Source organism: Mycobacterium saskatchewanense (assembly GCF_010729105.1).
Taxonomy (GTDB): Bacteria; Actinomycetota; Actinomycetes; order Mycobacteriales; family Mycobacteriaceae; genus Mycobacterium; species Mycobacterium saskatchewanense.
On the sequence record NZ_AP022573.1, the window covers coordinates 3,091,040 to 3,106,824 of the forward strand.

A 15,785-nucleotide genomic window follows, 5' to 3' on the forward strand; every position below is an offset into this window, starting at 1 on the left:
CTCCTGGGCCAGACTTACACCGTGGACTTACACCAGAGACTAGAACACGTTCCGATTTGTGTCGAGCAGCGTATTCCTGCGGCTGGTAGCGCCCCGTATCGGCTTTTCTGTAACATGTTCTAGTTGTGACGAGGGAGGACGGGCCTTGACCGAGGCAATCCCCGACGAGCCGCTCGGCGACCACGTCCTGGAGCTGCAGATCGCCGAGGTTGTCGCGGAGACCGACGACGCGAGGTCGCTGGTGTTCGCGGTCCCGGACGAGCCGGGCGACCCGGATATTCCGGCCGAGCGGCTGCGGTACGCACCGGGCCAGTTCCTGACCCTGCGCATTCCCAGTGAGCGCACCGGCGCGGTGGCCCGCTGCTACTCGCTGTGCAGCTCGCCGTTCACCGGTGACCCCCTGACCGTCACCGTCAAGCGAACCGCGCAGGGGTACGCGTCCAACTGGCTGTGCGACCACGCGCGGGCGGGCATGCGCGTCCACGTGCTGGCGCCGTCGGGCACCTTCGTGCCCAAGACGCTCGACGACGACTTCCTGTTGATGGCGGCCGGCAGCGGGATCACGCCGATCATGTCGATCTGCAAGTCGGCGCTGGCCGAAGGCGGCGGCCACGTGCTGCTGCTCTACGCCAACCGCGACGACCGCTCGGTGATTTTCTCCGACGCGCTCCGCGAGCTCTCGGCCAAATATCCCGACCGGCTCACCGTGGTGCACTGGCTGGAGTCGCTGCAGGGATTGCCGAGTGCCACCGCGCTGGCCCAGCTGGCCGCTCCCTTCACCGCTCGGCCCGCGTACATCTGCGGGCCGGGCCCGTTCATGGATGCGGCCCGCCAGGCGCTGGAAACGCTGAAAGTGCCTGCGCCCCAGATACATATCGAGGTCTTCAAGTCCCTGGAGTCCGACCCGTTCGCGGCGGTGAAGATCGAGGACACCGCCGAGGGCGACGAGCCGCCGGCCACCGCGATCGTCGAGTTGGACGGCGAGACCCACACCGTGTCGTGGCCGCGCAACGCCAAGCTCCTCGACGTGCTGCTCGCCAAAGGGCTCGACGCACCGTTCTCCTGCCGGGAGGGCCACTGCGGCGCCTGCGCGTGCACCCTGCGCAAGGGCAAGGTCTCGATGGAGGTCAACGACGTGCTCGAGCAGCAGGACATCGACGACGGACTGATTTTGGCCTGTCAATCTCACCCGGAATCTGATTCGGTGGAAGTCACCTACGACGAGTAGTCGCGGCGCTAGATTCACCGTTGGGTTCAGCTAACCGGGAAGGGGAGCTCCGATGAAGCGGCTGATAACGGGATTTGCGGTCGTCGGAGGCATGCTGGCGCTGCTGCCGGGGGCGGTCTCGTCGGCCACGAGCAACACCGCGACCACGTTGTTCCCGCTGGATGGGCCCAACCAGCTCGAGACGCACACCACCCTCGACTGCTTCAAGGCCGGCGGCTTCTGCAACTTCGTCGCCGGGGCCGACATGCGCACCCCCGACGGCGTCACCGGCTTCCCCAACGACCTGTGGGCCCGGCAGACCACCGAGGTCCGCTCGTCGAACCGGATGGCCTACCTGGACGCGCACGCCGCCGGCCAAAACGAGCGGGTCAACAAGGCGATGGGCAACGACGAGATCACCACCGTCTACTTCGGCGGCGGCCCGCCGGACAAGTACCAGACGACGGGCCGGATCGACTCCACGGACTGGGGGACGGGTCAACCCAAGACCGACGTCAATGTCATCGTCTGCACCCACATCCAGGTGGTCTATACCGGGGTGAACATCACCTCGCCGAGCACCTGCGCGCAGACGACGTTCTCCTGAGGCACTTTGACCGGTGGCCATCACGTACCGTGATCGCGCCCGGGCCCATCTGCGATTCCCCCTGACAAGCCGGTCCTGGTGGTCGCCGAGGGCTTGACGCCCTACCTGCGGAAGGCGAACGGATTGGCGATGCTGCACCGCATCGTGGCGCAGGCCTGCAATACCATTTCGGGTCAGACCCCGGCGGGTGAGACGCCGTTGGGCGCGGACGTCTTTGAGGCCTCCGCTTCCCGCGTCATGAAACTGGTGAGCTCCCCGATCGAGTTCATCAGCGGAGCGGGGAACACGATGGTCGTATTCTTCTCCACGCCCAGCTCCAGCAGGGTCTGCAGGTTGCGCAGCTGCAGGGCCAGCGGGTGGCGCATCATGGTGTCCGATGCGTCGCCCAACGCGGCCGCGGCCCGCGCTTCGCCTTCCGCGGCAATGATTTTGGCGCGCTTCTCCCGCTCGGCCTCGGCCTCGCGCGCCATCGCGCGCTTCATGCTGTCGGGCAGCTGAATGTCCTTGAGCTCCACCAGGGTCACTTCCACGCCCCACTCCACCGTGGTGGTGTCGAGGATCTGGCGGATGCTGCCGTTGATCTTCTCCGTCTGGGCGAGCACCTCGTCGAGGGAGTGCTGACCGACGACGTTACGCAGGGTCGTCTGGGCGATCTGATTGATGGCAGCGTTGACATTTTCGATCACGACGACGGCCTTGCGGGCATCGATTACGCGGAAGTAGGCGACCGCGGCGATGTCGACGCTCACGTTGTCGCGCGTGATGATTCCCTGCGATTGGATGGGCATGGTGACGATGCGCATCGACACCCGCCACATCCGGTCGAGGATCGGCACGATAAACCTCAGCCCCGGCTCTCGGACACCGATCACCCGGCCGAGCCGAAAATGCACCCCGCGCTGGTATTGCTGGACGACGCGAATCGACGCCGCCAACAGCAGGACGGCGACGGCGGCGACAACCACTGACACGACCATGACGCTCATATAGCAAGGCTAGGAGCGCCACCGGTGCCCGTCAGCGGCCACAAGTCCCGCTTCGGGTGGCCCAAAGACCTTCGAGAAGGGCCTTTCACGACCAGGGTGGCCACCTCGCTGAGCCCAGCCGGGTTAGCGGGGCAGCCCCAGCAACCGCTCGGCGGCGACGGTGAGCAGGATCTGCTCGGTGCCCCCGGCGATCGTCAGGCAGCGCGTGTTGAGAAAGTCGAACACCGCCTGGCTGTGCACTAGGCCGCCGCCTTCGGAGACGTCCATCATGTACTCGGCCAGCGCCTGCCGGTAGCGGACCCCGATCAGCTTGCGCACGCTGGACTGCGCCCCCGGATCCTGCCCGCCGACGGCCAACTGGGCGATCCGCTGATCCAGCAGCGCGCCGGTCTGCGCGAGGACGATCAGCCGCCCCAGGCGGTCCTGCTGCGCGGTGTCGAGCTCGATTTCGGCCAGTACCCGGAGCAACTCCTCCATCGGGTTGCCCAGCGCGGTGCCGCTGGCCATCGCGACCCGCTCGTTGGCCAGCGTGGTGCGCGCCAGCCGCCAGCCGTCGTTGACCGAGCCCACCACCATCTCGTCGGGAACGAACACGTTGTCCAGGAAGACCTCGTTGAACAGCGAGTCGCCGGTGATCTCGCGCAGCGGCCGGATTTCGATTCCCGGAGATTTCATGTCGACCAGGAAGTACGTGATCCCCTTGTGCTTCGGCGCATCCGGGTCGGTGCGTGCCAAGCACACCCCCCACCGCGCCTTCTGCGCCGCCGACGTCCACACCTTCTGCCCGCTGAGCAGCCAGCCGCCCTGCCCCCGCACCGCCTTGGTCCGCAGCGACGCCAGATCGGATCCGGCCCCCGGCTCGGAAAACAGCTGACACCAAAGGATTTCGCCACGCATGGTGGCGGGGACGAAGCGCTCGATCTGCTCGGGCGTCCCGTGCTCGAGGATGGTCGGGGCCGCCCACCAGCCGATCACCAAGTCCGGGCGCACCACGCCGGCGGCCGCCATCTCCTGGTCGATCAGCAGCTGTTCTGCCGGTGATGCGCCGCGGCCGTACGGCGCCGGCCAGTGCGGCGCCTGCAGGCCCGCCTCCGCCAGCGCCGCCTGCCGCTGTCCTTCGGGTAGCGCGGCGATCTCGGCGACGGCGGCGGCGATCGCCGGGCGCCGCGCCTCCACATCGGAGAGGTCGATGCCCAGGCGCCGCCGCACCCCTCCCTGAGTCAGCTCCGTAACCCGGCGCAACCAGCGCTCGGCACCGCCGAGGAACGCGCCGATCGCGTGCGCCCGCCGCAGGTACAGATGCGCGTCGTGCTCCCACGTACAGCCGATGCCCCCGAGCACCTGAATGCAGTCCTTGACGTTGGCCTTGGCCGCCGCGATGCCGGCCCCGGCGGCAAGGGCGGCGGCGATCGAGAACTGGCCCTCCTCCGGATCCGCCGCGGCGCGGGCGGCGTCGGCCGCGACCACCTCGGCCTGCTCAGCGCGGCACAGCATTTCGGCGCACAGATGCTTGACCGCCTGGAAGCTGCCGATCGGCTTGCCGAACTGTTCGCGCACTTTGGCGTAGGCGACCGCGGTCTCGAGCGACCAGCGAGTCACTCCGGCCGCTTCGGCCGCGAGCACGGTCGCGGCCAGCTCATCGACCCGCCGCCCGGAGTCCGCCAGCGGCACGGCCGGCGCCGCCGTCAGCGTCACCCGCGCCAGGGGCCGGGAGAAGTCCGTCGCCCGCAGCGGCTCGATCTTCACGCCGTCGCCGGCGCCGTCGACCAGCAGCCACCTGCCGCCGGACGGCACCAGCAGCAGGCCGCCGTCCGCCGCGCCCAGCACGTGCGGCAGGGTGCCCGACGCCCGTGCCGTCCCGGCGTCGAACTGGGCGTCACCCTCGAGCGCCAGCCCGGCGAAGCGTTCCCCCGACGCGAGCGCGGCCAGCGCCTCGGGGTCCGTGACGACCAGCGTGGCCACCGCGGTGGTGGCCACCGGGCCCGGCACCAGCGCTTTGGCCGCCTCCTCCACCATGGCGCACAGGTCCTCGATGGTCCCGCCCGCCCCGCCCGCGTCCTCCGGGATCGCAACGCCGAAAATACCCAGCTCGGCCAGGCGGGCGAACACGGGCCGCCAGGCGTCGGCGTCGCCCCGTTCCACCGCCCGGATCGCCGCGGTCCCGCCCGGCCCGGAGGCGGCGTTGCGCGCCCAGTCGCGTACCAGCGCACGCGCTGCGAATTGCTCTTCGGTGACGCTCGCTACCACCCGCTGGTCCTCTTCGTCAGTATCGTCGGGCCGACTAGAACGTGTTCTAATAGTGCCAGCGATCGGCCGTCAAGTCGAACGCCATCGGAGCAGCACAGGTGGGGGTCGCGGCGGTACGGAGGTGGGAAATTCACACCCAGCATGCGTATCGTTTCCGAACGAACCGCCCGACACAGGAGACGACCGCCGTATGCCAGCGAACACGAACTCGGGCCGCGTTCCCGACTCGCAGCCGCGCGAGGTCGTGAACGTGGCGGTACTCGCCGAGTCGGAATTGGGCTCTGAGGCACAGCGGGAACGGCGCAAGCGCATTCTCGACGCCACCATGGCGATCGCGTCCAAGGGCGGCTACGAGGCGGTCCAGATGCGGGCCGTCGCCGACCGCGCCGACGTGGCGGTAGGGACGCTCTACCGGTACTTCCCGTCGAAGGTGCACCTGCTGGTGTCGGCGTTGGGCCGCGAGTTCAGCCGCATCGACGCCAAGACGGACCGCTCCGCGCTCTCCGGGGGGACCCCGTTCCAGCGGCTCAACTTCATGATCGGCAAGCTCAACCGCGCGATGCAGCGCAACCCGTTGCTCACCGAGGCAATGACCCGGGCCTACGTCTTCGCCGACGCCTCGGCGGCCAGCGAGGTCGACACCGTCGAGAAGCTCATCGACAGCATGTTCGCCCGCGCGATGGCCGACGGCGAACCGACCGAGGACCAGTACCACATCGCGCGGGTGATCTCGGATGTGTGGCTGTCGAACCTGCTCGCTTGGCTGACCAGGCGGGCATCGGCGACGGACGTCAGCAAACGGCTTGACCTGGCGGTGCGATTGCTGATCGGCGACCAGGAACGATCGAACGCCGCCCAGGGCGGTTAGTTTTCTGGCAGTCGCGGCGCAATTGATTCGCTGAGCCGAAGCGGTCCGTCCGTCCGCTTTCTCGCCCATCCCGCGCCGACCGATCTTTGCCAGCGGCCAATACGACTGCGGTTCCGGTCGTCGTCGGCTGGCGGAAGTAACGACGGAATCTCGTCGGCACGAAGCGTTTCGGCTTCACGCGGGGAATCCGAATGTGTTGAGCGTCAGATGACTTCGGCATGTCATTCTACGTGCGCAGATTAACTACCCAATTGACGGCGTGTCGCGTCCGAGCCATGCGCTGACCGATGCGGGGGCGACATGTCGTCATATGTGGGTGTGAATCAGGCGGGTGGCCCGGCGGTCCGGCCCCGAATCAGCTCGGTTTCCAGCAGTTCCACGACAGGCAGGTTCGACCGGGGCGGCTGCAGCAGCAGTTCGCCCGCGCGCCGACCCTTCTGCAAGCTGGGCTGCGCGACCGTGGTCAGCCCGCGGCCGATCGCCTCGGGAACGCCGTCGAACCCGGTGACCGTCATCTGGCCGGGCACGTAAATGCCATGTGAGCGTAGGTAATCCATGGCGGACAGGGCCAGGATGTCCGCGGTGCACATCAGCGCGGTGATCCGCGGATTTGCCTCCAGCGCCGTCTTGGCGGCCACGCCTCCCGACTCCGGCAAGTGCTCGTAGCTTTCCACGACCGTCAACGAATCGGGGTCGACACCGGCGGCGGCCATCGCCTCCCACACGCCGATGATGCGCTCGCGCTGCACGTCGAACGCCGGCGACCGCAGCCGATCTGCGTCGGCCAGGCCCTGGCGGCGATCCCGGCCCAGCCGCATGGTCAGCAACCCGATCTCGCGATGCCCCAAGCCGAGCACGTAATCGGCCAGACCACGCATCGCGGCGCGATCGTCGATGCCGACCCGGGACACCCCGGCGAGGCTCTTCGGCTGGTCGACCACGACCACCGGCAGGCGCCGTTGCAGCACCACCTGGAGGTGGGGGTCGTCGTCGCAGACCGAATACACGACGAAGCCGTCCACGCCCGCATTGAGCACGGCGGCCGTTCCGTCGTCCAGGCCTCGGCCGGGCCCCACGGCCACCAACAACAGCCCCTGGCCCGAGCCCTCGCACGACTGCGCCACGCCAACCACGAAGTCCCGCGCGGCCGGATCGCTGAAGAAATAGGTCAGCGGTTCGGCCATCACCAGACCAACGGCGTCGGCCCGGCGGGTCCGCAGCGACCGGGCGACCGGATCGGGTCCGGCGTAACCGAGCCGCTTTGCCGTCGCCAACACCCGTTCCCGAAGGTCGGCGGAGAGCTGATCCGGCCGGTTGAAGGCATTTGAGATGGTGGTGCGCGAAACCTTCAACTCGTCGGCCAACGAAGCCAGAGTCGCACGCCGGCGTGATGTGGGACTCACGTTCGGTGACGCTACCGCGCACGCGGGCCGGCGCCCATGCGGCCGCACCGCGCCGCTTTCTAATGGAAACGATTTTCATTAGTATTATGGCTCGGCTGACCGAGCCGGCGAGAGGACTCTGGACGTGCGCGTGGCGCTGATGCGGGGGCGAGGGCCACTGGAGGTGGCGGCCGCGGCCCTGCTAATCCTCGCGGGCTGGCCGATCCTCGCCGGCTGCGCCGGCGCGGCACACCCGCGCGCGGCCACCGTGGTCGCGTCGACCGATGTCTGGGGCAGCGTGGCCCGCGCCATCACCGGGCGCCATGTCCCGGTCAAGTCCATCCTGGGCGGTGCGCGGGTCGACCCGCATTCCTACCAGGCCACCCCGTCGGACGCCGCCGCCATCACCGACGCCGCCCTGGTCGTCTACAACGGCGGCGGTTACGACCCCTGGGTGGACCAGGTGTTGGCGCGGCATCGGTCCGTGACATCGGTCGACGCCTATTCCTTCGTCGCCGACTCCAGGTCGGGCAGCCAACCACCCAACGAGCACGTCTTCTACGACCTGAACGTCGCCAAGTCCGTCGCCTCGGCGATCGCCGACCGGATGGTCGCCATCGACCCGGCGAACGCCGGCGATTACCGGGCCAACGCGGCTGACTTCTGCCGCGGCGCCGACGCCGTCGCGATCTCCGAGCACGCCATCGCCAGCGCCTATCCCGACACCGGCGTCATCGCGACCGAGTCCGACGGCTACTACCTGCTGGCCGCCTCGGGGCTGGTCAACCGGACACCGCCCGCCTTCGCCGCCGCCAACGAGAACGAGACCGACCCCTCGCCCTCCGATATGGCCTCGGTGCTAGACCTCGTCGATCACCGGCAGGTTTCGGCGGTGCTGGTCAACCCGCAGACGTCCACCGCCGCCATCAGCGGCCTCGAGGACGCCGCCCGGCGCGCGGGCGTCCCGGTGACCGACGTGACCGAGACCCTGCCCGACGGCAGCGACTACCTGTCCTGGCAGCGCAAGACGGTCGACCAGCTGCTGGCCGCGCTGCGAGCGGGCCGGTGAGGCGAGCGTGAGCCTCGACGCCGTGCGGGCCGTCGAACGTCGAGTGGACGTGGTTTCGCTGAGCGACGCCCGGCTGTCGTTCGGCGACCGGGTGCTGTGGGACCACCTCGACCTGTCGGTGTCGCCGGGCGAGTTCATCGCGGTGCTCGGCCCCAACGGCAGCGGGAAGACCTCATTGCTGAAGGTGCTGCTCGGGCAGCTGGCGCTCGATACCGGCGTGGCCCTGATCGACGGGAAGGCGGTCACCTCGGGCAGCCGCCGGATCGGCTATGTGCCGCAACACCGCCCGATCGACCGGGACGTGATGCTGCGCGGGCGCGACCTGGTCCGGCTCGGCATCGACGGGACTCGCTGGGGCGGCATCGCCCTGCGTGCCGAAGACCGGGCACGGCGCCGCGCGGCGGTGAGCCGCGCGCTGCGCGAGGTCAATGGCGAGCACCTGGCCGACGTCCGGGTCGGCCTCATGTCCGGCGGCGAGCTGCAACGGATGCGCATAGCGCAGGCGCTGGCCAGTGACCCGATGCTGCTGCTGTGTGACGAGCCGCTGCTCGCGCTCGACCCGGCCAACGCGAAGCTGGTGTCGGCGCTCATCGACCGGCGCCGCCGGGACGCCGGAACCACGGTCATCGTGGTCACCCACCAGCTCAACTCGATCCTGCCGTACGTCGACCGGGTGCTGTACATCGTCAACGGCCGGTTCAGCGTCGGCACCGTCGAGCAGGTGATGAACACCGAGACGCTGTCGGCGCTGTACCGGGCCGACATCCAGGTGGTGCGGATCAGGGGCGGCTACGTGGTGGTGGGCGAGCCGGACGACGGGCGCGAAGGATGAACCAGCGGCTCTCCGACGTGCTGGGCCATCTGTTCTCGTTTGACGTCACCGCCCACCTGCTCCGCCACGACTTCGTGCAGCAGGCGCTGCTGGCGGCCGCGCTGCTCGGCCTGGCGGCCGGGCTGATCGGGCCGTTCATCGTGATGCGCCAGATGTCGTTCGCCGTGCACGGGTCCAGCGAATTGTCGCTGACGGGCGCGGCGTTCGCGCTGCTGGTGGGATTCCAGGTGGGCGCGGGGGCGCTGATCGGCAGCGCGCTGGCGGCGACGTTGTTCGGTCTGCTCGGCCAGCGCGCCCGTGAACGCGACTCGGTGACCGGCGTGGTGCTGGCGTTCGGCCTGGGCCTGGCCGTGTTGTTCGTCTACCTCTACCCGGGCAGGACGGCGACCAGCTTCGCCTTGCTCACCGGCCAGATCGTCGGCGTCGGGTACACCGGCCTGGCGATGCTGGCGCTGGTGTGCGTGGTCGTCGCCGCCGTGCTCGCGGCCTGCTACCGGCCGTTGCTGTTCGCCTCCGTCGACCCCGAAGTCGCGGCGGCCGGGGGCGTGCCCGTCCGCGGGCTGGGCATCGTGTTCGCCGCGCTGGTCGGCGCGGTCGCAGCGCAGGCCGTGCAGATCGTCGGGGCGCTGCTGGTGATGTCGCTGCTGATCACCCCGGCGGCCGCGGCCGCCCGGGTGGTGGCCTCGCCGGTGGCAGCGATGATCGCATCCGTCGTCTTCGCCGAGGTGTCCGCCGTCGGGGGGATCGTGCTGTCGCTGGCGCCGGGCGTACCGATATCCGTCTTCGTCGCCGGCATCTCCTTCGTCATCTACCTGATCTGCTGGGTCGTCGGGAGGCGGCGGGAGGCCCCGGCCTGAGGCGCCGTGCATAAGCTGGGCGGGTGCCCGTTATCGACCTCAACGCCGACTTGGGCGAGGGCTTCGGCGTCTGGCGCCTGGGCGACGACGACGCCATGCTGGGGATCGTCAGCAGCGCCAACGTCGCGTGCGGCTTCCACGCGGGAGATCCCGCGGGCCTGCTGCAGGTCTGCCGGTCGGCGGCCGAACGCGGGGTACGCATCGGCGCGCAGGTCAGCTACCGCGACCTGGCGGGCTTCGGCCGGCGATTCATCGACGTCGCCGCCGAAGACCTCGTTGCCGACCTCGTGTACCAGATCGGGGCGCTGCAGGCGATCGCACGCGCGGCGGGATCATCGGTCTCATACGTGAAACCCCATGGCGCCCTTTACAACACGATCGTCGACCACGCCGAGCAGGGCGCCGCGGTCGCCGAAGCGGTACGCATGGTGGACGCCAAGCTCCCGGTCCTGGGCATGGCCGGCTCGGCCTTCTTCGACGAGGCGTCCCGCCGCGGCCTACGCACCGTGGCCGAGGCATTCGCCGATCGCGCCTACGACCCGACGGGCCGGCTGGTATCCCGCCGCGAACCGGGTGCCGTCCTGCATGATCCCGCGACGGTCGCCCAGCGCGTGGTCACCATGGTGACCACCGGCCAGGTCACCGCCATCGACGGCACCCAGATCTCCGTCGGGGTGGAATCCGTTTGCGTGCACGGTGATTCACCTGGGGCGGTGCAGATCGCCGCCGCGGTGCGCGATCACCTCAAGACGGCCGGCGCCGAAATCAGGGCGTTCTGCTGATGCGGCTCAAACCCGGTCGCCCCGACATCTCGCGGCACTCGGCGCGGTTCGACGCGCCCGCCGCCGCGCCGGACGCCCCGCTGACCGTGACGTGGCTGGGCGTCGCCACGCTGCTCATCGACGACGGGTCGTCGGCCCTGATGACCGACGGCTATTTCTCCCGCCCGGGACTGGCCCGGGTAGCGGCGGGCACGGTGTCGCCCTCCCCCGCGCGTGTCGACGGCTGCCTGCACCGGGCCGGGGTGACCGACCTCGTCGCCGTCGTCCCCGTGCACACCCACATCGACCACGTCATGGACTCCGCGCTGGTCGCCGACCGTACCGGCGCGCAACTGGTCGGCGGCCAGTCGGCGGCCAATGTGGGTCGGGGCTACGGGCTGCCGGAAAACCGCCTGGTGGTGGCGGTCAGCGGTGAGCCGATCCGGTTGGGCCCCTACGAGCTGACGCTGGTCGAATCGCACCATTGCCCACCCGACCGGTTCCCCGGCACGATCGACGCGCCGCTGGTTCCACCGGTGCGCGCCTCGGCCTACCGCTGCGGGGAGGCCTGGTCGGCGCTGCTGCACCACCTGCCGTCGGACCGGCGACTGCTGATCCAGGGCAGCGCCGGTTTTGTGCGGGGGGCCCTCGCCGGCCGCCGGGCCGACGTCGTCTACCTCGGCGTCGGCCAGCTCGGCCTGCGGCCGCGGTCGTACCTGGTCGACTACTGGACCGAGACCGTGCGCGCGGTGGGTGCGCGCCGGGTGGTGCTCATCCACTGGGACGACTTCTTCCGGCCACTGTCCAAGCCGTTGCGCGCCTTGCCCTATGCGGGCGACGACCTGGACGTGTCGATGCGGGTCCTCGCGGAGCTTGCCGCGCAGGACGGTGTCGCGCTGCACCTGCCGACGGTTTGGCGGCGCGAGGACCCCTGGGTTTAGAGCGGCCCTGACTTGATACTGACCGCTGCGCTGGTGCTGCTTGCTGCTGTGCTGGGGTTCGCCGTCGTGCGGCCGCGGGGCCTGCCGGAGGCGATCGCGGCGGTCCCCGCGGCCCTCATCCTGGTGGCGATCGGCGCGATCTCCGTCCATCAGGCGGCCGTGGAGGTCGCCGACCTGTCGGGCGTCGTCGCCTTCCTGGGCGCGGTGCTGGTGCTGGCCAAGCTGTGCGACGACGAGGGCCTCTTCGAGGCGGCCGGCGCGGCGATCGCCCGCGGACGGGTCGGGTCGGGCGGTCTGCTACTGCGGGTGTTCGCCATCGCGTCGCTGATCACCGCCGCGCTGAGCCTGGACGCCGCGGTGGTGTTGCTGACCCCGGTTGTGCTGTCGGCGGTCCGCCGGTTGCGCACCCCGGCGCGGCCGTACGCCTACGCCACCGCGCACCTGGCCAACGGCGCCTCCCTGCTGCTGCCGGTGTCGAATCTGACGAACCTGCTGGCGTTTCACACCGCCGGCATTTCGTTCGCGAAGTTCACGCTGGAGATGGCCCTGCCGTGGCTGTGCGTGGTGACCACGCTGTACCTGATCTTCCGGTGGTTCTTCGCCGCGGACCTCCGCGTTCAGCCGGACCCAGAGCAGGTGGGGCCGGCGCCGCGGCCGCCGGTGTTCGTCTTGGTGGTCGTCGGCCTGACGCTCGTCGGGTTCGCCGTAGGCCAGCCCCTGGGTGTGGAGCCGGCCTGGATCGCGCTCGTCGGAGCCTCGGTGCTGGCAGTGCGCAGCCTGAGCCGCGGCCACACGTCGGTGCGGGACATCGCGCGCTCGGCGCACGTGTCGTTCCTGGTGTTCGTCCTCGCGCTGGGTGTCGTGGTGCACGCGGTCATGCTCAACGGGATCGATAGGGCGATGTCCGCCATCCTGCCGTCCGGCTCCGGGCTTCCCGCGCTGCTGGCGATCGCGGCGATCGCGGCCCTGTTGGCAAACGTCGTCAACAACCTGCCGGCGACGCTGGTGCTGCTGCCGCTCGTCGCGCACGGGGGTCCGGTCGTCATCCTGGCCGTTCTGATCGGCGTCAACATCGGACCCAACCTCACCTACGCCGGTTCACTGTCGAATCTGCTGTGGCGACGCGTGCTGCGCCGGCACGACGTCGAGGCCGGCGTCGGCGAATACACCAGGCTCGGGCTGTGCACCGTGCCGCCGTCCCTAGCGGTCGCCGTGCTCGCCTTGTGGGCGAGCGTGCGGCTACTGGGCGGCTAGTACGGGTCGCGTAGCCCGCGGATTCAGGCGATGCGATCGAATTGCTGCTGCCGGTATTGCTCGACGCACGCCGCGCGCCTGACCTTGCCGCTCGTGGTGATCGGAATCGAACCGGGCGCCACCACAACGAGATCCGCGATCTTGAGGCCATGCGAGTTGAACACGGCCGCGTTGATTTCGCGCCTCGCGGTGTCGAGCTTCTCCGCCATTTCTCCGGGCGACTCGTCCCGCTTCTTCATTTCCACGACGACCACGAGTCTCTCCGTGTGCGCGTCCGGGACGGATATCGCCGCGATGCGGCCGCCGGTGATCTCCTGGATGGTCGCCTCGATGTCATCGGGCGCGTGATTGCGGCCGCGGACGATCAACAGGTCCTTGATGCGGCCGACGATGAATAGTTCGCCGTCGGCGATGAAGCCCAGATCCCCGGTACGCAGCCACGGTCCGCGGGGTGTGCCATCCGACGGCGCGGCCAGCGTGGCGCCGAACGTGCGCGCAGTCTCTTCGGGTTTGCCCCAGTAGCCCGCGGCGACGTTGTCACCGTGCACCCAGATCTCCCCGGTGGTGCCCACGGGCAGCTCGGTTCTGGTGTCTGGATCGACAATTCGCACGGTCACCGACTTGGGCACCCCGTAGCTGACCAGCGGGGTGCCCCCACCATCGGCCTGCGGCTCCGCGTACCCTTCGGAGAGTTTCGCGGGGTCGAAGTGGACGACCTTCGGCGCCGCCCCGGGTGCGTGCGTCGCCACGTATACCGTTGCCTCCGCAAGTCCATACGACGGCCGGATCGCACGCTCGGGCAGACCGAACCGCGTGAATCGCTGGGTGAAGCGGCGCAGGCTCGCCGGATGCACCCGCTCGCTGCCGGTCACTATCCCCAGCACGTCGCCGAGGTCGAGCCCCGCCATGTCGGCGTCCGATATCTTCCGCGCCGCTATCTCGAAAGCGAAGTTCGGTGCCGCCGAGAATGCGTGACTGTTGTTCGCCAGCAATTGCATCCATCGCGCCGGCCGCTGCAGGAAGGCCACCGGACTCATGATCACGCTGGGGAAACCCAAGAGGATCGGCTCCCGCATCGCGAGCATCAAACCCATGTCGTGATAGAAGGGCAGCCACGACACGACCGTGGTGTCCGCCGGGGGGACTTTGCCGCAGTCCGCGAAGTAGTCCGACATCGACTGCTCGAAGTTGGCCAGCAGGTTCTGGTGGGACATCATGACCCCGGCCGGCTGGCGCGTCGACCCGGAGGTGTATTGCACATACGCCGTGTCCCGACTGTCGATTTCGACGTGGGGGCCGAGCCGCGAGTTCCCGGTCAGCCGGTCGACCTCGATCAGTGCGGGGGCGTCGGTCCCGCAAGGCGGTCCGAGGTATTCGGCGACGAGGTCCGCCACTGACGAGGTCGTGAGCACGGCAGCGGGCGAGGCGTCGGTGAGCACCACCCCGACGCGTTCGTCGATCGCGCCGCCCAGCGGCACCGAAAGCGGGATCGCGATCCGCCCGACCTGCAGCGCGCCGAGGAAGGCTGCCATATAGTCCAGGCCCTGGGGGGCCAGGACTACGGCCCGGTCACCGGGGGACCCGCACCGGCTGAGCTCTCGCGCGACGCCTGACGCACGCCGATACAGCTGCAACCACGTCAGCGACTCGGCGACGCCGTCCCAGTCCTGCTCGTAGTCGATGAAGGTTACGGCCGGGTCATTGGGCTGTAGGCTGGCGCGCTCACGCAGCACGGACGCGATTGATGCCTGAATCACCGGGATTGATTGCCCCCATTCGCCCCGTCTAAACGCCCACGTTCGTGGCCGGCCGGGGGCAACGGCATGCCGAGCTGGCTCAGGACGGTACGCAACAGTTTCGGGTAGTCGGTGATGAGGCCGTCCACGCCGTCCGCAATCTGCTCGCGCATGGTGGCCGCGTCGTTCACGGTCCAGGGTATCACCCTGAGGCCTAGGGCATGCGCGTGGTCGACGTAGGATCTGCCCTCGACCAGAGGGTACCGCGGCGAGATGATCTCGGCGCCAACGATTTTCGCACCGATCATCGGGTCACCGATGACGGCCGCGTTCTCGCCGTTCAGCCACGGCGAATCCGGCGCCCAGGTTTGCTCGTTGTACAACGCCACCAGCGGAATCGACGGCTCGGCGCGGCGCACCAGGGGCAGTGTGCGCCAGTCGAAGCTCTGGATCTCCACGCGGTCGGCCTTGCCCGCGCCCCGCACCGCCGCGAGGATGACGTCCACGAACTCCTGCGGTTCCGCCGAGGCGCCGGGCTTGTCGGCCTCCACCTTGGTTTCGACGTTGAAGCGCACGTCCGCGCGGTACGAGTCACTCAACGCGAACACGTCCGGCAACGTCGCTATCCTGTTGCCCCGCACCACTTCCGCGTTGGGAAACTCCTCGAGCAGCTTGCCGCAGTCCAGCGTGCGAACCTGCGCCAGAGTGAGCTCGTGCACCAGCTTGCCGACGTAGGGGTATTGCGGGTCGCCGCGGAACGCGGGCGCCGTGTCCGTGCACTTCTCGGCCTGGATCGTCGGGTCATGCCACACCAGGGGCTGCCCGTCCTTGGAGACGACGACGTCGAGTTCGAGTGTGCTGACGCCTAATTCGATCGATTTGGCAAAGGCGCGCAGGGATTCCTCGGTGGTCTCCCCACGCCCGCCGCGATGGGCCTGCAGGTCGAAGCCCGGCCCATCGGCGGATGCCGCGGGCGTAGGCGCGGCGAGCGTGAGTGCGGCCAGCACGGCCCCGAGGCGGGCGGGCCAGGCAGGCAAC

Annotated in this window: 14 protein-coding genes; 9 read left to right on the top strand and 5 right to left on the bottom strand. The window is 69.3% G+C overall.

Features of this window, described 5'->3' with window-relative positions; genetic code table 11:
- The first annotated feature begins 145 nt into the window (after positions 1 to 145).
- The gene (locus tag G6N56_RS14475) at positions 146 to 1,228 is read left to right on the top strand and encodes a ferredoxin--NADP reductase (protein WP_085255322.1); all 1,083 of its coding nucleotides are present in this window, start codon (positions 146 to 148) and stop codon (positions 1,226 to 1,228) included.
- Positions 1,229 to 1,280: 52 nt separating this feature from the next.
- Positions 1,281 to 1,814 (top strand): hypothetical protein, encoded by a 534-nt coding sequence (locus tag G6N56_RS14480; RefSeq protein ID WP_085255321.1) that lies wholly within the window; start codon positions 1,281 to 1,283, stop codon positions 1,812 to 1,814.
- Between the two features lie 173 nt (positions 1,815 to 1,987).
- Here the strand turns inward: G6N56_RS14480 and G6N56_RS14485 are convergent, their stop codons facing one another.
- Both G6N56_RS14485 and G6N56_RS14490 read right to left on the bottom strand, forming a co-directional pair.
- The gene (locus G6N56_RS14485) at positions 1,988 to 2,800 is read right to left on the bottom strand and encodes a slipin family protein (RefSeq protein ID WP_085255320.1); all 813 of its coding nucleotides are present in this window, start codon (positions 2,798 to 2,800) and stop codon (positions 1,988 to 1,990) included.
- 123 nt (positions 2,801 to 2,923) lie between these two features.
- Positions 2,924 to 5,047: an acyl-CoA dehydrogenase family protein gene (locus tag G6N56_RS14490; RefSeq protein WP_085255319.1), complete on the bottom strand. Its 2,124-nt coding sequence runs from the start codon at positions 5,045 to 5,047 to the stop codon at positions 2,924 to 2,926.
- 250 nt (positions 5,048 to 5,297) lie between these two features.
- Between G6N56_RS14490 and kstR the strand changes: the two genes are divergently transcribed.
- Complete coding sequence (gene kstR / locus G6N56_RS14495; protein WP_163645211.1) at positions 5,298 to 5,915, top strand: cholesterol catabolism transcriptional regulator KstR; 618 nt, start codon at positions 5,298 to 5,300, stop codon at positions 5,913 to 5,915.
- Between the two features lie 323 nt (positions 5,916 to 6,238).
- Here the strand turns inward: kstR and G6N56_RS14500 are convergent, their stop codons facing one another.
- A complete protein-coding gene (locus G6N56_RS14500) occupies positions 6,239 to 7,318 on the bottom strand; it encodes an Rv3575c family transcriptional regulator (protein ID WP_085255317.1) in 1,080 nt (359 codons plus the stop codon).
- Between the two features lie 139 nt (positions 7,319 to 7,457).
- On the opposite strand from G6N56_RS14500, the gene G6N56_RS14505 reads away from it, so the two are divergent.
- Genes G6N56_RS14505 through G6N56_RS14530 form a run of 6 tightly spaced genes read left to right on the top strand, consistent with a single transcriptional unit; the run spans position 7,458 to position 13,011 of the window.
- On the top strand, positions 7,458 to 8,366 hold the full coding sequence (locus G6N56_RS14505; protein ID WP_085255409.1) for a metal ABC transporter solute-binding protein, Zn/Mn family: 909 nt from the start codon (positions 7,458 to 7,460) through the stop codon (positions 8,364 to 8,366).
- A 7-nt stretch (positions 8,367 to 8,373) separates the two neighbouring features.
- Positions 8,374 to 9,198 (top strand): metal ABC transporter ATP-binding protein, encoded by an 825-nt coding sequence (locus G6N56_RS14510; protein WP_085255316.1) that lies wholly within the window; start codon positions 8,374 to 8,376, stop codon positions 9,196 to 9,198.
- The gene (locus tag G6N56_RS14515) at positions 9,195 to 10,055 is read left to right on the top strand and encodes a metal ABC transporter permease (protein ID WP_085255315.1); all 861 of its coding nucleotides are present in this window, start codon (positions 9,195 to 9,197) and stop codon (positions 10,053 to 10,055) included. Before G6N56_RS14510 ends, G6N56_RS14515 begins: the two co-directional genes overlap by 4 nt.
- A 23-nt stretch (positions 10,056 to 10,078) precedes the next feature.
- The gene (locus G6N56_RS14520; RefSeq protein ID WP_085255314.1) at positions 10,079 to 10,837 is read left to right on the top strand and encodes a LamB/YcsF family protein; all 759 of its coding nucleotides are present in this window, start codon (positions 10,079 to 10,081) and stop codon (positions 10,835 to 10,837) included.
- Entirely contained in the window at positions 10,837 to 11,757 is a 921-nt protein-coding gene (locus G6N56_RS14525) for an MBL fold metallo-hydrolase (protein WP_085255313.1), read from the top strand. Before G6N56_RS14520 ends, G6N56_RS14525 begins: the two co-directional genes overlap by 1 nt.
- Before the next feature lie 12 nt (positions 11,758 to 11,769).
- Positions 11,770 to 13,011, top strand: coding sequence for an SLC13 family permease (locus tag G6N56_RS14530; protein WP_085255312.1), 1,242 nt, complete (start codon positions 11,770 to 11,772; stop codon positions 13,009 to 13,011).
- A 23-nt stretch (positions 13,012 to 13,034) separates the two neighbouring features.
- On the opposite strand, the gene G6N56_RS14535 is transcribed toward G6N56_RS14530, so the two are convergent.
- Positions 13,035 to 14,768, bottom strand: coding sequence for an AMP-binding protein (locus G6N56_RS14535; RefSeq protein WP_085255311.1), 1,734 nt, complete (start codon positions 14,766 to 14,768; stop codon positions 13,035 to 13,037).
- The gene (locus G6N56_RS14540; protein ID WP_085255310.1) at positions 14,765 to 15,784 is read right to left on the bottom strand and encodes a glycerophosphodiester phosphodiesterase; all 1,020 of its coding nucleotides are present in this window, start codon (positions 15,782 to 15,784) and stop codon (positions 14,765 to 14,767) included. Before G6N56_RS14540 ends, G6N56_RS14535 begins: the two co-directional genes overlap by 4 nt.
- Position 15,785: the final 1 nt, after the last annotated feature.